The organism is Brevibacillus brevis, from assembly GCF_900637055.1.
Taxonomy (GTDB): domain Bacteria; phylum Bacillota; class Bacilli; order Brevibacillales; family Brevibacillaceae; genus Brevibacillus; species Brevibacillus brevis.
On sequence record NZ_LR134338.1, the window covers coordinates 1,950,977 to 1,967,729 of the forward strand.

Here is a 16,753-nt window from a genome sequence, read left to right on the forward strand (position 1 = left end):
TTAGGAGTGCAGCGACACGATGTCCTCAGGAAGAGCGGTCGAATCTTCTGCTCCCAAATATGAGATGCTTACCCGTGTTATGCGATGGTTTTGCAGTTCACTGATCGCAAAAAGATAGCCTTGGAACGTGATGGTTTTGCCCTTTGCGACCTCATCATTTAACTGGCTGTAGAGCCATCCGGCAATGGTGTCGACTTCGTCGGAAACGACTTCAATCGATATGTAATCATTCAGTTCTGTCAAGAGAGTTTTGCCGGAAACCGAGAGCGTATTGCTGGAGCTTTCTTCAATTTCAGGGCGCTCATTTTCATCGAACTCATCCTGAATATCACCGACGATTTCCTCCAAAATGTCCTCCATCGTTAACAACCCTGCTGTACCTCCGTATTCGTCAATTACGATGGCGAGCTGGGAACGGCGTTTTTGCATTAAGCGCAAGACGTGGCTAATTTCCATGGACTCCGGCACCGTCAATAATGGGCGGAGAAAATCAGATAACTCTGCTTTCCCTGTCGTCAACGCAGAGAGGTAAAAATCTGAAGTGTGTACAAAGCCAATCAGCCTGTCCTTATCCTCATGGGCTACGGGAAAGCGTGAATGGCGAGATTCTCTCATGATTTCGAGGTTTTCGTCAAACGTGTTGTCATCGTAGAGGCAAATCATATCAATCCGTGGGATCATGATTTCCCGGGCAAGACGTTCGGAAAACACGAAGACATTGTCGACGAGAGCCATCTCGGTCTGGTCAATGTGACCACTTTTATGACTCTGGTTCATGAGAAGGCGGATTTCTTCTTCCGTATGAGCGGACTCGTTTTCGGTGGCAGGCTCGATTCCAAGGCGTCTGATCAGCAAATTGGCTGCTCCGTTTAAAAACCAGATGAGCGGATAGCTCAGCTTGTAAAAAAACATGAGTGGAGCGGCAGTCCATAAGGAAGTGGCCTCTGCTTTTTGGATCGCCAAAGATTTAGGCGCAAGCTCTCCGAAAACGATATGTAAAAATGTGATGATAGCAAAAGCGATCGCAAGTGAGGTCGGACCGACCAAATAAGACGGGAAATGAAAAAATGCCATGACGGGCGCCACGTAATGGGCGACGGCAGGTTCACCGACCCAGCCTAACCCCAGCGAAGCCAGTGTAATTCCAAGCTGGCAGGCGGAAAGATAGGCGTCGAGCTCACGTGTGACTTTTTGCGCGTAGCGGGCACTTTTGTTATTGCCTTCACTGACGAGCTGGGTCAGACGAGTTTGGCGAACTTTTACCAACGAGAATTCTGCTGCGACGAAAAAGCCGTTCAGAAGAACCAAAAATACCACAAGCAGCAGATTCAGCGTAATCTCCCCTATCGGACTCTCCAAGCACACCTCCGCCTCCCGCATTGCGAAAGGAGGAGAATTCACCTCCGATACGATAATGGTATTTTACCTGTACGACCAAAAACGGATAAATATTCGATCTAAAACCTGTAATGGATATGCCTTTCATGAGCCATGCTACAGGTTTTCCTGTTTCTCGTAAGTATACCAATAGGTCAACCGAACAGTCAAAACGTTCCGATTTGAACGAGCGCATTTAGGCAATGCTTGGACATACCAGCTTCTTTCCGATCATAAAAATAAACGAGCACGGTCCAAGGAGGGGAGCGACATGTACTGGCTGCAAAAAAGTGTAGCGATTCTTACAGGAAGCGTGCTCCTAGGCATTGGAGTCAATCTGTTTTTGGTTCCGCATCGCCTAATGGAAGGGGGCATGATCGGGATCGGTTTGTTGGCGACGTATTACATGCAAATGCCGCCGGGTCTCGTGATGATTTTGGTTAGTATCCCTGTGTATGTCATCGTCTTTTTTTATGATCGCAGATTGTTTTTTCACAGCTTTCACGGCATGCTGATTTCTGCTTTCTTTATAGATATTCTCTCGGATATGCGTGGCTGGAATCTATGGTCAACTTCTTTTTCCGCAGTTACTGGCGGCGCATTAATCGGAATGGGTGTCGGCTTGATGCTTGCCTACGAGACGAATACGGGCGGGACAGACCTGCTTGCGCAATTTCTTGCCAGACGATACAAGCTGCGCGTTGCCTTGCTGATTTTTCTAATCGATGGGCTGATCGTACTTTGCTCGATTCGGACGATCGGGATGGAGAGAATGATTTTCTCTTTGCTGACAATCGTCGCAGTTGCTGCGACTACGCATATGTTCAGTGGACTCGGACGACCTTTGCCACCGTATACGATCATTGGTCCGCTTATTTCGAGTAAAATGGACGATCGCTCGTCGCGGCACTATGCAATCACGAACACCAGATATAGGAACGGGGAAGGGGAAGGCGATATTTTGGAGAAAATAAATAGGAAAAGGAAGAAATGAGGGGTCTGTTTTGTCTGGACAAGCATTTCAAATGATAACGGAGCGTGTCGGCTATTTGCCCGGTCATGTTAACATAGGACTTGTCATAGGTGAGCGTGGAGCAATCCTGATTGATTCTGGTCTGGATACCCAGAACTCCAAAAAAATCAAGAAAGGACTGGACGCTATCGCCCAGCCCTTGTCTGCAATCATTCAGACACACTCTCATGCCGACCATTTCGGTGGCAACGCCTACTTGCTCGGATGCTGGCCCGAAGCAAGAGTCTATGCGCCACCGCTGGAAGAGGCGATCATTCGGAATCCCATACTTGAGCCCATTTACTTGAACATGGGTGCATCACCACTTGAGGATCTCAAAAACAAGTTTTTGCTTGCGCAGCCTTCTCGGGTGGACCACCTCCTTCCACTGGATGAAGGGATCGAGATAGATGGCGTACCTTTCTTTATCCTTTCTCTGCCGGGGCATAGCTGGCAACAGGTTGGCGTCGTCTGTGACGAGATTTGCTTCGCTGCCGACAGTTATTTAGGCGAAGAGGTTTTGGAAAAGCACAAGCTGCCGTTTCTTGTGGATGCGCATGAGACCCTACTCAGTCTTCATAAACTGCTTGCAACCAACTACAAGGGATACTTGCCTGGGCACGGGGCATATACCACCACCTCTCATGATGCCGTGAACAAAAATATTGCTTGGCATGAGCGGATTTTCTCGGTGATCTGCGACATTTTAGTAGAGGAGAGAACACCAGAAGAAGCGTTAACTCTCCTGTGTGAGCGTTTACACATTTCCATAGAAAATGCTTCGAGTTACGTCCTGTTTCGGACGGCGTTTATGGGGTACCTGGTCGGGCTTCAGAAAACAAAGAGGGTGACATACCGGTTTGAACAAAATCGGTGGTTGTGGAGAAATGTTCAGGATGGAGCCGAGGGAGCAGAAAGGTAATCGGCGATTTCTGCTAGCTTATGCTCTGCAGCTTCGCGGACGGCCTTGGGAATGAAAAAAACTTCTTCGGATGAGGTGTTCATATAGAACTTTGCTTCCAAATACGGATGACCCAGTTTGACATTCAGTTCCCCTTTTCCGGTCGTTGTGCTGGTGTAGTTCGTAGGGATGCGCAAAAAATACGCGCTGCTGCTGGCGGAATCGTACATGACGACATCGTACGTGGGCATACTGTCCCCGCCTGATCGATGAAAGCCTTGTTGCCGCAGCATTTTGTCAACATAAGAGAGAGGCTGAACGACACCGGTAAGGGTCTTGTTTTTTAACCGCATGGACATCCTCCTCGGTTCAACCATTGAGAAATCGAGCTTACTCTCATACTATGTACGGCAATACCAATTCAGACTTGTGGAAACAGAAAAGAAGGAGTGAACGAGGATGGAACGTATGGCAGATTTGCATACACATACAAAAGCGTCAGACGGAACCTGCGAGCCTGCGGAAAATGTACGTTTGGCGAAGGAGGCAGGACTTGCTGCACTGGCGATCACGGATCACGACACGGTAGCAGGGATTCCAGAAGCAATGGAGGCTGCCCGCGCACTCGGCGTGGAAATTATTCCGGGAGTCGAGGTGAGCTCCGTTGGGAAGGGGCAGGATATTCACGTTCTCGGCTATTTTGTCCCGTATGAAGACCCGGCTTTTGAAGAGCGTCTCTTCCGTTTGCGAGAGACAAGGCATGAGCGTAACCAACTGCTGATTGCACGGCTGCAGGAGCTCGGAATCGACATTTCATTGGAAAAGGTATACCGCCGCAAGCAGGGCACGGACAAAAACATCGGGCGACCGCATATTGCAGAAGAACTGATGGAGCTGGGGGTCGTTTCTACGATCGCGGAGGCCTTCGATAAGTACTTGGGCAAAGGAGGAGCGGCTTATGTCAATCCTCCACGCATTACCCCGCAGGAAGCGATCACGCTGATCAAAGAGGCTGGCGGAGTGGCGGTGCTGGCTCACCCGGGCCTGTATGACGATGATGAGCTGGTCGAGGAATTGATTGTATTCGGATTGGACGGGATTGAAGTCAATCACCCGGACAACGATGAAGTACAAAAAATGCGCTACAGCAAGTGGGCAGCACAATACGGACTTGTTGTAACCGGCGGTTCTGATTTCCATGGCTGGCGAGGAGAGGAGCCGTTTCATGCGATGCTCGGCTCTCATACCGCAACGATAGATGCTGTTGAACAGCTACGTGCGATTGCGGCGAAGCGAAAGGCGTAATTTTAAAAAGCCGCTGACTATGACTTGAAAAATAAAGTCTTAGACTGCGGCTGCTTATTTTGCGCTAACGTTCTCCGTTAGCGCAACGAAGCCACCGATCGATCTGCGGCGGCTTCGTGGTTTTATTGAAAACTAATTTTCGGGCAGTTGGATGCCGCGCCAGCTGCTTACATCGCATTGTCCATATTCATTATCACCTACAGCGACCACCGTGCCGTCCGATTTAAGCCCTACGGTATGGGCACAACCCGCCGCAATCGCCACAATATCGCGCCAATCACTTATATTACATTGGCCATACTCATTCCAACCCACAGCCGCCACAGTACCGTCCGATTTAAGGCCAATGGTATGATTACTACCCACCGCAATCGCCACAATACCGCGCCAGCCGCTTACATCGCATTGGTCATGTTTATTCAAACCGACAGCCGTCACCGTACCGTCCGATTTAAGCCCGATTGTATGAAGATAACCCGCCGCGACCTCCACAATATCGCACCAGCCGTTTACATTGCATTGGCGATACCGATTATTACCCACAGCCGTCACCGTGCCGTCCAATTTAAGACCGATGGTGTGCCAGTCGCCCGCCGCGACCTCCACAATATCATGCCAGCCGCTTACATTGCATTCACCTTCATTATTTCGGCCCACTGCTACCACCGTGCCATCCGATTTAAGGCCAATGGTACGACGCCAACCCGTCGCAACTGCTACAATATCGCGCCAGTTGTTTACATCGCATTGATCATACTTATTCCAACCCACAGCCGCCACAGTTCTATCCGCTTTAAGACCGATGGTATGAGCATTACCTGTGTTCGTCGCCATATGAACATTACCAGCCGCTACCGCCACAATATCGCGCCAGCCGCTTACATCACATTGGCCATATTTCTTATCACCCACAGCCGTCACTGTGCCGTCCGATTTGAGTCCAACGGTATGACGACGACCTGCCGCTATGGTATCTTTAGACCACCGTTTCACCTTTAACATCGCGTCTTTCGGTGAAATGTAATCCATGTTTTCCCTCCTTGAAAACAAGAGCTATTTTCATCGTAGTCAACCACACTGCGAGAGTTGTACGTTCCATCAAGAAATAATACCATGAACTGTCGTTCTTGGGGTTTGTGAACTTAAAACAATGCAAGCAGAAATGACATCCCTAACCACAAGCATAGAGGGGTGAACAATGCCGTATCTTGACGGGCAAACTTTGTATTTTTTACTTTTTTAAAAAAGCCAATGTAGTTGAAGTCTCCCACTGCGCGGAGGATAAATACAGCTGCACAGACAATGCATCCCCATTGAATCAAAGAAGGGGCTATTAAGGGCGGGAGATAACTGCCCTGGGCGAGCAAAAGGTAAGCGGCAGAAGTCAACAAGCAGGCAACAACGATCGTTCCGCCTTTCCGAGGGGAAAAAGTTCGGCGTGAATGATCGGCCGTTGTGGGAATGACGGAATCGGTCCCCCATTTTCCTCCGAAGGCCCAATAAAAATGCAGCAAGGATACGATGACTAAAAAGATAGCTGATGAAATAGGGAAAACATGCGTCATGGGAAAGCCTCCTATTGATTCATAAGGTTTTTGCAGAAGATACGTATCCGTATGTTTTTGGATGAAAAAATCCCTGTGCAAGACAATCTGTCAGGCAGGCAGGGGGAATCAAATCCAAGACATAAAATGATCCAAGGGTGCGGACATATCAAAAGGCGCTTCCATCTCTCTGCGCACGAGCCAACCAATATAGAGGAGGTACGCGAGCTGAGCGCGTGCCTTTGCATCAGCGGGAGCCAGCCCTTTTTTCTCATATAAAGAGGCTACGAATCCGATCCTGCGCTCCTCGATTTCCACGAGACGTTTGGAAAGGGCAGGATGTTGCTTCGCCCAGTTGTAGATAGCGGATTCGATTTTCCGCTCGCTGCTAAAAACGCTCGACAACAGCTGTTCCAACGACATGTTGTCCGAGTGTGGCGCTCGAATGATCCGCTCGGTCGCATGCTCCTCCCAATAATCGATCATGGAATCCAGTAGCGCTTGACGATCTGGAAAGTGATGATAAAAGCTCCCCTTGCTGATCTTCAGTTTTCTGGCGAGAGGTTCCACACGAACAGCGTCAATGTCTGCTTCAGCCAACATATCGAGCCCTGCCCGAATCCAATCTTCACGTACGTATTGCATCGTTCACCTCAAAAGATACGGTATCGTATGTTTTTGGTTCCATGTTATTCCACCGAGTGTGATGTGTCAAGAAGCATTGATTTTTGTATTGACATTCACACTAGTGTAAAGCTTTAGAATCGCAATCAAGAGCGATAGACCTTGCGTGTAGCTCCAGATCATCTCGCTTGCAAAAAATAAAATGAATGGAGAGTCGACCTATGAAATCAACATCAATTCCTGTGTCTGTAACAGTTATTGGCCTAGGCAATATGGGAGTAGCACTCGCGGATGCTTTTCTAAAAGGCGGTCATCCAACGACAGTCTGGAACCGTTCAGCAGATAGAGCCAAAGGTCTAGTCGAGAAGGGAGCAGTGCTGGCGGGGAGTGTAGCAGAGGCAATCGTGGCAAGCAGCTTGGTCGTTGTCTGCTTATCGACCTACAAAGTTATGCAAGAGCTGCTAGGACCCTTGGAAAAAGAATTATCACGGCGTGTCATTGTCAACCTCACCACCGGAACCCCGGAGGATGCACGCAAGACAGCCAAATGGGTAAGCGAGCGCGGTGGGCAATATCTCGATGGAGCGATCATGGCTGTTCCTCAAATGATTGGACTGCCCGAAACACTCATTTTCTACGGTGGGTCGAAGGCTCTGTTTGAAGCATATGAACCGACATTGAAACTGCTGGGAGGCAAGGCTGCCTATCTAAGTGAAGACCATGGTGTTCCATTGATCTATGATTTGTCGCTGCTCACCATGATGTATGGGGCTTGGTATGGCTCCATGCATGCCCATGCCCTATTAAGTACGGCAGACATAACAGGAACAGAGTTTCTTCCATACGCAACCAACTGGGTAAATCACTTGATTGCTCCGCTCTTAACAGATCCGGTTGCCGCACGTGCCCGTGATGAAGGAAACTTCACGACCGATGTGTCCAATTTGAATACGAACAAACTAGGACTTGAACACATCATTCATGCCAGCAAGGAACAGGGAATCCCCGTTGATTGGTTGACGCCATTGCTAGCATTGGCCACACAGAAAGTAGCAGAGGGCTACGGTGCTGACTCTTTTGATCGCGTGATTGAGGCAATCCGGAAACCGCTTGTGAAATAATTCTTTTCTCTGGTGCCAATGAAAAACAACCTCGCTTCGCATGATGATCATTGCGAAAACGAGGTTGTTTTTCCGACTGAGGGAATGGAGCTGCACGTAAGCTTTTGTTATTCGCGAATGGATTTGACCATCGCAATATGCTCGATCCCGGCATCGTCAAATAAGTCGCCAAAAGGTTCATAGCCGAGCTTTTCATAAAACCGTTGGGCTTGCGTCTGTGCGTTCAGCTTCAGGCTGTCATACCCATGTTGTTTGGCCATCTCTTCCATCACGAGCATGATTTGGCGGCCCAGCCCGGTACCCCGTTCTGTTTTAGCAACCGCTACCCGTTCAATTTTTCCCACCCCAGGTGCGTAGGTACGGAGACGGCTTGCACCCACTGGTTTTCCATCGCGGTAGGCCACAAAATGAATTGTTCCGCTATCCAATGTATCATGCTCATCTATTTCCAAGTCTTCCGGTACTTCCTGTTCCTCGATGAAAACGACTCGGCGTACAGACAGGGCATCTGCCAATTCTTGCTCAGTGGTGACTCTTTGGATCTGGTAGGTTTGCAGGTTCATCGGTATTCGTCCTTTGTTAGAAAATATCCCTCCCTACGATGGATACGCAGGGAGGGGTGGTATTTGAGGAAAGGTGTTTATTTTTTGAGAAGGAAAGTCTGGTAAACACTCCAGATGCCATCCTCTAGCTGATAAATCAAGTGGAAGCGATCAATCTCGCTGGTCAGGTCAATTTTTGCCATGCTCAGTTGGCCGGTTACATCCCGCAGCTCATCGTCGGACAGGTCGCGCCCGATAGTCAGATGCGGTACGTATGCGTAGGTTTCTTTTTCATTCACACACTGATTGGCAATCTTTTGATGCAGCTCGTTAAATGGTTCTTTGTTTTGCACAGCCAAATAGATCACGTTGTTGGTAGGGTGGAAAGAAGATACCCGATGGAAATGAGCCGAAAAGCTGTCGGTAGAGGAGGCAACCTGCTCCAGATGGCTCACCAGCTCAGGCAGCTTGGCTTCGTCCAGCTCAAAGGCTTCCTTCAAACGGATATACGGAGGAACCAAAGCATAGCCCGGGTCATAACGTTTCCGGTAAGAGTTGGCTACTTCTTGCACCTTGCTAGATGGGAATATTACGATACTGTACATCATCAGAACCACTCCTCCTTACTATCTATCATGCTCTACAAGATCTTATTTTAACAGAAAATTCTTCATTTGTGTAATGTTAAGCGCGGGTCCGTATATTCCTTGCGCCAAAGGAAAGACTGTGTAGTGCAAGGAGGTGCCGCACTGCATGTATACGGCTATGATGATCACATTCATTTTTCTCGTTCTGCTTCTACTGTCTGTGCTGACCTTCACGATCTTGACTGTGATACGAAAAGGAGAATTCGAAGAGGCACTCGTATCGACTATCAAGGATGAAGGTCCACAAGAAGAACAGCCACGGTAAGTTTACCCGTAAAGCGTCATTAGCATACGCGGTAGATTGCGCTGCCAGTGGCCCCACGTATGGTCACCCTCAAACGTTTCATAAACGAGGGTGGCTTTTTTCATGCCCAAAATCTCGCGCAGTTCTTCATTGGCCGCTAGAAGATTCAATGTGCCGCGCCCCGTGCTTACTGCTGTTTCCTCCGTCCCGATTTCCAAATAAAAGGTTTGCGGTACGGAAAAGTCAGCGTCAGCTACCAGACGATTTAACTTTGCGTCCATGGCAATCGATTGGCAGGCAACTTGTCCAAATGTATGTGGATAGTTGAGAGCAGTGAACAGTGAGACGACACCGCCCAAAGATTCGCCAAGAAGTGTTCGTGCGTTCCCCAAAGGATGTGTGGAGAAATGCGTATCGACATAGCTCACGACTTCATCGGCGAGGAAGCGACGGTAGGCCATATGCTCCTTGCCATCCGGATGATAACGGTCGTGCCGTTTACTTTTCTCGACAGGGAGAAAGACAGCGATGATATCAGGCAATTCTTTGTCCCGATTCAATTGATCCAGCAAAGAAGCCATCCGGCCCATTGCCAAGTAATCTTCTCCATCTTGTACGTAGAGGACTGGATACGAGTAGAGTGGCGAGTAGCGTTGGGGTGTGTAGACAATCAGCTTTTCCGGTGTCCCCAAAAACCGGCTTTCCAAGATAATTTCCTCAAGGGCCACTGCGGTGTCCTCCTTATTGGGATATTCCTGTTCATTATTATACAGGAGCGAGCGGGCATGCCCAAGAGTTTGGGTACACGATCAGGCTGTGGCCGAAAGATTGTCGCAATTTGGTCAGCGTGTGATACTATGGTAGGAAACGACTTCACTCGATTTGTGGAAGGGGTTGTCTCTTATATGAAGAAGCAAGTACACAGCATCGAAGTCAGAAACGCTGCTCTCGCACGTTTGGCAGAACGCGGAGTGACGGTGGATGATATCGCGGAGATCGTCTATCTCATGCAGTCGCCTTACCATCCGGATCTCACAATGGCGCAGTGCATCGAGAGCGTCAAAGCAGTCTTGGAAAAAAGGGAAATGCAGCACGCCATCCTAGTTGGCGTTGAGTTGGATACGTTAGCAGAGAAGGGCCTCTTGTCCGAGCCGCTCCAATCCATCATCGCGTCAGATGAAGGACTGTTCGGATGCGACGAAACATTGGCGCTAGGCTCCGTATTTGGATATGGAAGTATCGCGGTGACCACCTTTGGACATTTGGATAAGCACAAGGTCGGGGTGATTAAAAGGCTGGATACCAAGTCGGCAGAGGGACGTGTACACACGTTTTTGGACGACCTCGTGGCGAGTGTGGCAGCCAATGCCTCTAGCCGCATGGCACATCGGATGAGAGATGAGCAGGAGGCGGAGTTGGCACGGAGTGAGGCGTTGAAGCAACAGGAAGCAGAGCTGCGTGTCGAGGAGAAGGGGAAAGGGACGGAGCAGGCGGGGTAGGTAGGTTTGGTTTAGGATGAGGGAGTTTGTTTCGATCGTTACCTAATTATCTTGTTTGTTTTAATCTCTATTAGATCGTCTTCAGCCTAGCAGATAAAGCTACAGAATAGGCAAGGTTTTAAATGGCAAGAGTCAATTCTTCACCGGTGTAGTTCATATGCTTGATGCAGTCATGAATGATTTGACGCCATCACGTAGGTAATCCCCATGTTTCGTAGGGGGGAAGTGGGCAGCAGCGGTGGGGAATGGCTTTTTACAAAGGAAAAACAAGCCTGATTTCACTGGGTTTCTTAGTGTTCTTTTGGTACGAGTGAAAATTTTTACAAGAAATTATTCATTTACTCTTGAAATCCATTTTACGATGCTGTATAGTAATAAATGTGATCGACGTCCGATACGATTCGGGCCCTTAGCTCAGTTGGTCAGAGCGGTCGGCTCATAACCGATTGGTCGTAGGTTCGAGTCCTACAGGGCCCACCATTAAACGATCACACACATATCCCATGATCCGGTAGCTCAGTTGGGAGAGCACCATCTTGACAGGGTGGGGGTCGCTGGTTCGAACCCAGTCCGGATCACCATAATATAAACGTTAGAACCCTTGAGGAATCAAGGGTTTTTCTTATATCCTCAACCATCCACCCTGACTACATAAGCCCCAAGAGGTTTCCGCTTGATAACATTTTAACAGTCTTGACTCAACAAAAAGCATCCTGAACGCCTTTGTTTGATCTTTCTCTCGAAGTTGTCAGCAGCTTCTTTTGGCACCGCATGGCAATATTCATGTATTCGAATCCACGTTACATGTCGAGTGGGGCAGAGCCGACCGAATAAGACGGCTTTTCGAACACAAAGGTTATTTGCGACTTTATACCTATTTCTCGTGACCACTCTATATCCGATACATCAAAAATGGGCATTACTTCCTTTTTTATATATAGATTGGATATTTAGCATATCGATCACCATGAACACCTTCCATCTGTATGAAATCCTTTACAGAGAGGAGGAGACTGTTTGCCCAATATTGAAGGAATCAATATCCAGCAGCCAAGTGCTGAACGCAAGAGCTACGTGGTTGTGGGAGCCATTTTATCATGCAGCAGCGGAAGTAAACAGAGTCGGCTGAAAATGCCGTTCAGCCATGGTGTTTTTGTAAAAGGATAGCCGCAAATGAACATCATGGATTTTGTTCCTAACGTAAATATCATGCCATTCGGAAAGTGCAGCAGCTTACCAAATCCCACAGTCGCTTCTGCCACAGCAGCCAACAATGGTGTACTTACACCAATGCCGTGCACACCTCTGACCACAATGCCATGGATAGACGGGAAAGCGGACAAAATGGTCGGTGGCCATCCGGCATTGCTAAATAAATCAACGAATATGTGTTTCTATTGTGGGCAGATCAAGATTGAAGATGACGGGCAGGATTTGGGTGGTGTGACAATAGGAAATCAGTCGTCACCAAATAGCGGGCCGTCTGCTGCTGATTTTGGACAAGGACCAGCTTGTGAGAAGCCACAGGAAAAGCCAAGCATGTGGGATAATTTCGTCAAAGGAATCTCGATGCTGGGAGACGTTCCTGCTGCGATGCAAAAAGCGGCAAGTGAGCTGCCAGGGGCTTTGGAGAAAGCTGCAAATGATTTGCCAAAAGGCTTACAGAAGGCGGCAGAGGATTTGCCTAAGGGTGTTGGCGTGTTTGTAAGGGAAGGCTATATCGAGCCAATGCAAGAAGACTTGAATACGTTGCGGGATGATAAAATCAATCTCGCGGATGGAATTGCAATCGGTGGACTTGCCTTGAGTGCACTTACGCTGGGGAGAAGTAAAAACATTAAGGATTTAGTGGATGCGGCAAGGAAAGGAAAGAAGGCAACCGGTAAAATTGATTATGTAGAAGAGACAACTCGCTTTGGTGGAAAACTCTACAGTGAAAAAGATTTGAAGCTTTTAGGCAAATATCTTGAAAAAAGAGGAGTAACATTAAAGGTTGGGGACGAATTTTTACCACCTAATAAGGGAGGAGCGTTCAACGCTAACGACGGTGAACTATATCTAAGAAGTAATCCAACCCAATATGAAGTATGGCATGAACTCTCGCATTATATTCAATATAGAAATATTGGAAAGGAGGCATATTTGAAATTACCACGTACTCAAGGAAGAGTTCCTTACAATGATTTGACACAATTTAATGCACCTGAACAATTTGTGTTCGATATGCTGTCTAATTCAAGTAAGCGATGGAATATGTTAAATGAAAGAGAAAAACAACATGCGATTGATTACATTTTGGATTATGGAGGGATTCGATGACAGAGAATGAAGCAAAACGAATAGCGTTTGAGTTAGTAGATAAACATCCATCAGAACATTACACGCTAAATTTCATTAGTATTAATAAGTCTCGAGCAAACCCGAATAATTGGGCTGTAGCTTTTGAAGTAAGAACAAAAACAGGTAGTCTATTAGAAGGACCAATGTTTGTAATGGTAGACGATAAAAATGGCGAAGCTTGGTTCTTCGGTTAATAAAATCAGGTAATTATTACTACCTTGAATAGCTTTTGCTTTTCAAGGTTTTTTTGTGGGTTACTTAGAGTCCAATGAACATCTTCTTCTCATTCTTACTAACAAAACCTTTGCTCTACCTGTATGACAGTTTTCACGAATGAAGATGTTCGTATAGAAAGTCTGAAAAAAGTATACGTATATATGCACCTGAAAGGTTGACATATTTGACACATCTGACGTTATTGACGGTTTTTGAAAGTCAATCGATAAACGCTCTATACTAAATGTACGCACGATGAATAAGCCGCTCGGGTAAATAACCGGGCGGCTCTTTCGTTGAAATGGTAGGTGAAAGACATAGCGCTGAAAAAATTCTGCATTAAGCAAGGATGTCCAAAGCTGAAATCTGACAAATGCTGTGAGGACCATAAGTACCAAGGGCAGCTTTACAACCAGGAGCGGGGTACAGCAGCTCAGAGAGGCTATGACGCAAGTAAAGTAAAGCAATAGTGTGAGGTACCGAACCAAAAAATCATGAACAGCGAAAAGTGGGAGCCATCCGGATCATCGGGTGGCTTTTACATTCGCTGAAAATCATTCTGTAGAAAAGCTTCCGAAAGATCATAACTTAGTAAGCGAGGCATGATAAAGTTTTTGCTTTCAATGCAATTAATAAAAGAGTAATAATGTTGAAAATTTACAACTAGTAAAATATACTAAAATTGTAATCAATTGGATAAAAGGGAGAGAAAAAAATGAAGAATACTTTAAGAAAACTATTGTCTTCTAGCATGGTGTTGGCTGCGTTGACTATGAGTGCTCAATCTGCCTTTGCTAGTGATGGTTATGGCGATACCCAGAATGAGGCAGTTCTTATCAAAAAATACGGAAGCGCCTCCCAGACAATTTTCGATAGTAATGATGTAGATTGGTACAAATATGATAATCGAACTGGAGAGGGTATCTCCATCCTATTAGAATCTCCAATGAATAAAAACTATGATTTTGATGTGATCTATATCTCGGCTAATGGAAGAGTGAAAAATACGTATTCACCAACCGATTCTGGACAAGGTGGTGCAGATGTTCTGGGCCTCCAGTTAGGTCTTGGTGATCAGGTATATATCAAGGTTTATGGACATAGCCCATCTGATTTTGGTATAGCAAGTCCGTATAAACTTACAATTAATTAATAGAAAAAGCACCCATGGTCGTAACCCTGTCAAGTAGACTGCCTAAAAACCCATAGTTACGAGGCGATCGCTTTCCGATACTCAATCGGGGAACGGTTGCCTAGTTTTTTCTGAAAACGACTCTGATTATAAAATGCAATGTATATTTCAACAGATTGATTTAATTCCTCAAATGATTTTGCCGAGCATCGATACATCATTTCTGTCTTTAGATGAGAAAAGAATGACTCGATACAGGCATTATCCAGGCAATTTCCCCGTCTCGAATGACTTCCTAGTACTCCGTACTCATACTCATCCAAACGTTTATTGTAGTGTCTGGAAGTGTATTGAAAACCTTGGTCCGAATGTAGGACGGAACCGTTCATCTCTCTTCCCTTCCAAAGACTATCTACGGTGCTCATCACGACTGACAAATCGTTTTGGGAAGAGACATGCCAAGCAACGATTTCGTTATTATACAGATCCTGCACAGCAGATAGATAAAAAAATCGTTCTCCGACTCGTAGATAGGTGATGTCGGTTACCAGCTTCTTTAGAGGTGCTTCTGCTTTAAACAGTCTTTCCAGACGATCCGGGTTTACAACTGATGCCTGTCTACCGAAGAATCGCCTTTTTTTTACGAATTACTGAGAGAATACCTAATTCCTTCATCAATCGATAGACACGTTTATGATTGATTTGTAATCCTTCTTTGCGAAGGGCAACTGTCATTCGTAAGTAACCATAATAAGGATGCAAACGATGGATACTTAAGATATGTTCTTTTAGATTGACTTCCTTTTCGCTACGTTGAACAGCTGCCTCTCTGGACTTTCTCCATTTGTAATATCCCGCACAGGATACTTTTGCAAAACTGAGCAGCCATGATAATCGATATTTGGTTTGCATTTGTTAATAATTGAGAACCTTGAACACCTGTCTTTTTTCTGGAATGCCTAATCTTCTGGCGACTTCTCTAGAAGATACTCCGGACTCGTAAAGACGTACGGCTTCCAATTTTTCCTCTTCCGTATAAACTCTAAATGTTTGTCCTTTTTTAGCCATAAAAAATCCCCTCTGGTCAATTGTGTCTTACCCAATTGTAACAGTGGGGTTTTAAACACAGTCAACCATGAGGGGATATTTTCAGAAATCAAGGTTTTTTCTTATGTCCTCGTCCATCAGACAACATAATCCCTCTACGTTGTCGCTTGGCAACATTTTGACAACCTTTATGGTTTGAAGACTATGTCGTAATCAAAAAAGCGGTCGTTAATGAAGATGTAGAAAGAATGGCGAAGAGCACGCCAAAAGAAGAAGGTTATGAGTAAGAATATTGGACCAAGTGGCCTAGCCTATGTGGGCAGGTTTAGACTCCTAAACCGTTTTAGGGAATCGGCTTGGTTCCAATTACGACGGTAGCATCCAACTCATCGGACCTTGTCACCCGTGTAATGAACCCGCAACGAGTGAATATATCGACTGTCTGAGGTGTCTGACGCTCGCTTGTCTCAACTAGTAAGTGTCCACCAGGAGCCAGCCAGAGTGGAGCTGTAGCCACTACTCGTCTCTGAACGTCAAGCCCATCCGTTCCCCCGTCGAGTGCTATTCTCGTCTCATGGATGCGAGCTTCAGGTGGAAGATATTCGATGGCTTTGGTGGGGACGTAGGGAGCATTGGCGACGATGACGTTAACGTGTCCCCTAAGTATTATAGGAAGAGGCTCAAATAAGTCTCCTTCGTAAACGCGACCGCCTGCGGTAGTAACATTGCGACGGGTGCATTGCACCGAGGCTGGATCGATGTCAGTAGAATACAATTCAATCTGTTCCAAGTAAGCAAGAGCCGCACCCACTGCCCCTGAACCGCAACATAGGTCAAGCACTATCGACTTTTGACGGAGGAGGGCGGCAGCCTGTCTAACGAGAAATGCTGTACGTTGTCTGGGAACGAAAACTCCCTTATCCACAATAATCCGCAGTCCACAGAACTCAGCCCAGCCGATAATGTGTTCGAGAGGCATGCCAGTTGTTCGCAGTTCTACCATGTCCGAAAGTTCAGTCGTAGTCCCTGCCGAGGCGATGAGTAACCTGGCCTCATCTTCAGCGAAAACACAACCAGCTTCCTGAAGTTTAGTGACGATATTAGAAAAAAATTGATCGCCATGAATCTCATAATCATTCAAAGACTAAATTCCCTCACTTCAGAATTGATGTAATTTTATGTATTTGATTTTATTCTATCTT

Annotated in this window: 18 protein-coding genes, 2 tRNA genes and 2 pseudogenes; 12 read left to right on the forward strand and 10 right to left on the reverse strand. The window is 46.6% G+C overall.

All coding sequences use genetic code 11. From position 1 onward, the window contains the following. A complete protein-coding gene (locus EL268_RS10030; protein ID WP_106653709.1) occupies positions 1 to 1,365 on the reverse strand; it encodes a hemolysin family protein in 1,365 nt (454 codons plus the stop codon). Positions 1,366 to 1,648: 283 nt separating this feature from the next. Between EL268_RS10030 and EL268_RS10035 the strand changes: the two genes are divergently transcribed. Both EL268_RS10035 and EL268_RS10040 read left to right on the forward strand, forming a co-directional pair. After that, positions 1,649 to 2,371 (forward strand): YitT family protein, encoded by a 723-nt coding sequence (locus tag EL268_RS10035; RefSeq protein WP_106653708.1) that lies wholly within the window; start codon positions 1,649 to 1,651, stop codon positions 2,369 to 2,371. Positions 2,372 to 2,381: 10 nt separating this feature from the next. Next, a complete protein-coding gene (locus EL268_RS10040; protein WP_106653707.1) occupies positions 2,382 to 3,311 on the forward strand; it encodes an MBL fold metallo-hydrolase in 930 nt (309 codons plus the stop codon). Here EL268_RS10040 and EL268_RS10045 read toward each other — a convergent pair. Next, positions 3,281 to 3,643: a hypothetical protein gene (locus EL268_RS10045; RefSeq protein WP_047068510.1), complete on the reverse strand. Its 363-nt coding sequence runs from the start codon at positions 3,641 to 3,643 to the stop codon at positions 3,281 to 3,283. The two genes, EL268_RS10040 and EL268_RS10045, sit on opposite strands and share 31 nt — an antisense overlap. A 106-nt stretch (positions 3,644 to 3,749) precedes the next feature. Here EL268_RS10045 and EL268_RS10050 point away from each other — a divergent pair, with 106 nt between their 5' ends. After that, a complete protein-coding gene (locus EL268_RS10050; protein WP_106653706.1) occupies positions 3,750 to 4,595 on the forward strand; it encodes a PHP domain-containing protein in 846 nt (281 codons plus the stop codon). Between the two features lie 132 nt (positions 4,596 to 4,727). On the opposite strand, the gene EL268_RS10055 is transcribed toward EL268_RS10050, so the two are convergent. From EL268_RS10055 to EL268_RS10065, 3 genes are all read right to left on the reverse strand, one after another. Further along, positions 4,728 to 5,624 carry an RCC1 domain-containing protein gene (locus tag EL268_RS10055; RefSeq protein WP_106653705.1) on the reverse strand — a complete coding sequence of 299 codons (897 nt, stop codon included), beginning with the start codon at positions 5,622 to 5,624 and terminating at the stop codon, positions 4,728 to 4,730. Positions 5,625 to 5,737: 113 nt separating this feature from the next. Further along, positions 5,738 to 6,160: a DUF3995 domain-containing protein gene (locus EL268_RS10060; protein ID WP_106653704.1), complete on the reverse strand. Its 423-nt coding sequence runs from the start codon at positions 6,158 to 6,160 to the stop codon at positions 5,738 to 5,740. A gap of 108 nt (positions 6,161 to 6,268) precedes the next feature. Next, positions 6,269 to 6,784 (reverse strand): TetR/AcrR family transcriptional regulator, encoded by a 516-nt coding sequence (locus tag EL268_RS10065; protein ID WP_106653703.1) that lies wholly within the window; start codon positions 6,782 to 6,784, stop codon positions 6,269 to 6,271. Positions 6,785 to 6,984: 200 nt separating this feature from the next. On the opposite strand from EL268_RS10065, the gene EL268_RS10070 reads away from it, so the two are divergent. Further along, entirely contained in the window at positions 6,985 to 7,884 is a 900-nt protein-coding gene (locus EL268_RS10070) for an NAD(P)-dependent oxidoreductase (RefSeq protein ID WP_106653702.1), read from the forward strand. Between the two features lie 107 nt (positions 7,885 to 7,991). On the opposite strand, the gene EL268_RS10075 is transcribed toward EL268_RS10070, so the two are convergent. Continuing rightward, the gene (locus EL268_RS10075) at positions 7,992 to 8,447 is read right to left on the reverse strand and encodes a GNAT family N-acetyltransferase (protein WP_106653701.1); all 456 of its coding nucleotides are present in this window, start codon (positions 8,445 to 8,447) and stop codon (positions 7,992 to 7,994) included. A gap of 77 nt (positions 8,448 to 8,524) precedes the next feature. Then, positions 8,525 to 9,034, reverse strand: a complete 510-nt coding sequence (locus EL268_RS10080) for a YjcG family protein (protein WP_106653700.1) — start codon at positions 9,032 to 9,034, stop codon at positions 8,525 to 8,527. A 145-nt stretch (positions 9,035 to 9,179) separates the two neighbouring features. Here EL268_RS10080 and EL268_RS32725 point away from each other — a divergent pair, with 145 nt between their 5' ends. Further along, the gene (locus EL268_RS32725; protein ID WP_164724454.1) at positions 9,180 to 9,338 is read left to right on the forward strand and encodes a hypothetical protein; all 159 of its coding nucleotides are present in this window, start codon (positions 9,180 to 9,182) and stop codon (positions 9,336 to 9,338) included. Positions 9,339 to 9,340: 2 nt separating this feature from the next. On the opposite strand, the gene EL268_RS10085 is transcribed toward EL268_RS32725, so the two are convergent. Next, complete coding sequence (locus EL268_RS10085; RefSeq protein WP_106653699.1) at positions 9,341 to 10,045, reverse strand: alpha/beta hydrolase; 705 nt, start codon at positions 10,043 to 10,045, stop codon at positions 9,341 to 9,343. A gap of 177 nt (positions 10,046 to 10,222) precedes the next feature. Between EL268_RS10085 and EL268_RS10090 the strand changes: the two genes are divergently transcribed. The 7 genes and pseudogenes from EL268_RS10090 to EL268_RS10125 all read left to right on the forward strand — a co-directional run bounded on the left by EL268_RS10090 (position 10,223) and on the right by EL268_RS10125 (position 14,525). Then, positions 10,223 to 10,816 (forward strand): phosphatidylglycerophosphatase A family protein, encoded by a 594-nt coding sequence (locus EL268_RS10090; protein ID WP_106653698.1) that lies wholly within the window; start codon positions 10,223 to 10,225, stop codon positions 10,814 to 10,816. Between the two features lie 403 nt (positions 10,817 to 11,219). Continuing rightward, positions 11,220 to 11,296, forward strand: a tRNA-Ile gene (locus EL268_RS10095). A 25-nt stretch (positions 11,297 to 11,321) separates the two neighbouring features. Then, positions 11,322 to 11,397, forward strand: a tRNA-Val gene (locus EL268_RS10100). Positions 11,398 to 11,833: 436 nt separating this feature from the next. After that, a pseudogene (locus tag EL268_RS10105) lies at positions 11,834 to 12,250 on the forward strand (DUF4280 domain-containing protein); the annotation flags it as partial. A gap of 9 nt (positions 12,251 to 12,259) precedes the next feature. Further along, positions 12,260 to 13,135, forward strand: coding sequence for a zincin-like metallopeptidase toxin domain-containing protein (locus tag EL268_RS10110; RefSeq protein WP_373863412.1), 876 nt, complete (start codon positions 12,260 to 12,262; stop codon positions 13,133 to 13,135). Beyond that, complete coding sequence (locus EL268_RS10115; protein WP_106653697.1) at positions 13,132 to 13,350, forward strand: hypothetical protein; 219 nt, start codon at positions 13,132 to 13,134, stop codon at positions 13,348 to 13,350. The genes EL268_RS10110 and EL268_RS10115 overlap by 4 nt, the downstream gene beginning before the upstream one ends. A 737-nt stretch (positions 13,351 to 14,087) precedes the next feature. Next, positions 14,088 to 14,525: a hypothetical protein gene (locus EL268_RS10125; protein ID WP_106653696.1), complete on the forward strand. Its 438-nt coding sequence runs from the start codon at positions 14,088 to 14,090 to the stop codon at positions 14,523 to 14,525. Between the two features lie 56 nt (positions 14,526 to 14,581). On the opposite strand, the pseudogene EL268_RS10130 reads toward EL268_RS10125, so the two are convergent. Together EL268_RS10130 and EL268_RS10135 are read right to left on the reverse strand one after the other, a co-directional pair. Then, positions 14,582 to 15,572 (reverse strand): annotated as a pseudogene (locus EL268_RS10130) (IS3 family transposase). 322 nt (positions 15,573 to 15,894) lie between these two features. After that, positions 15,895 to 16,692, reverse strand: a complete 798-nt coding sequence (locus tag EL268_RS10135; protein WP_106653695.1) for a putative protein N(5)-glutamine methyltransferase — start codon at positions 16,690 to 16,692, stop codon at positions 15,895 to 15,897. Positions 16,693 to 16,753: the final 61 nt, after the last annotated feature.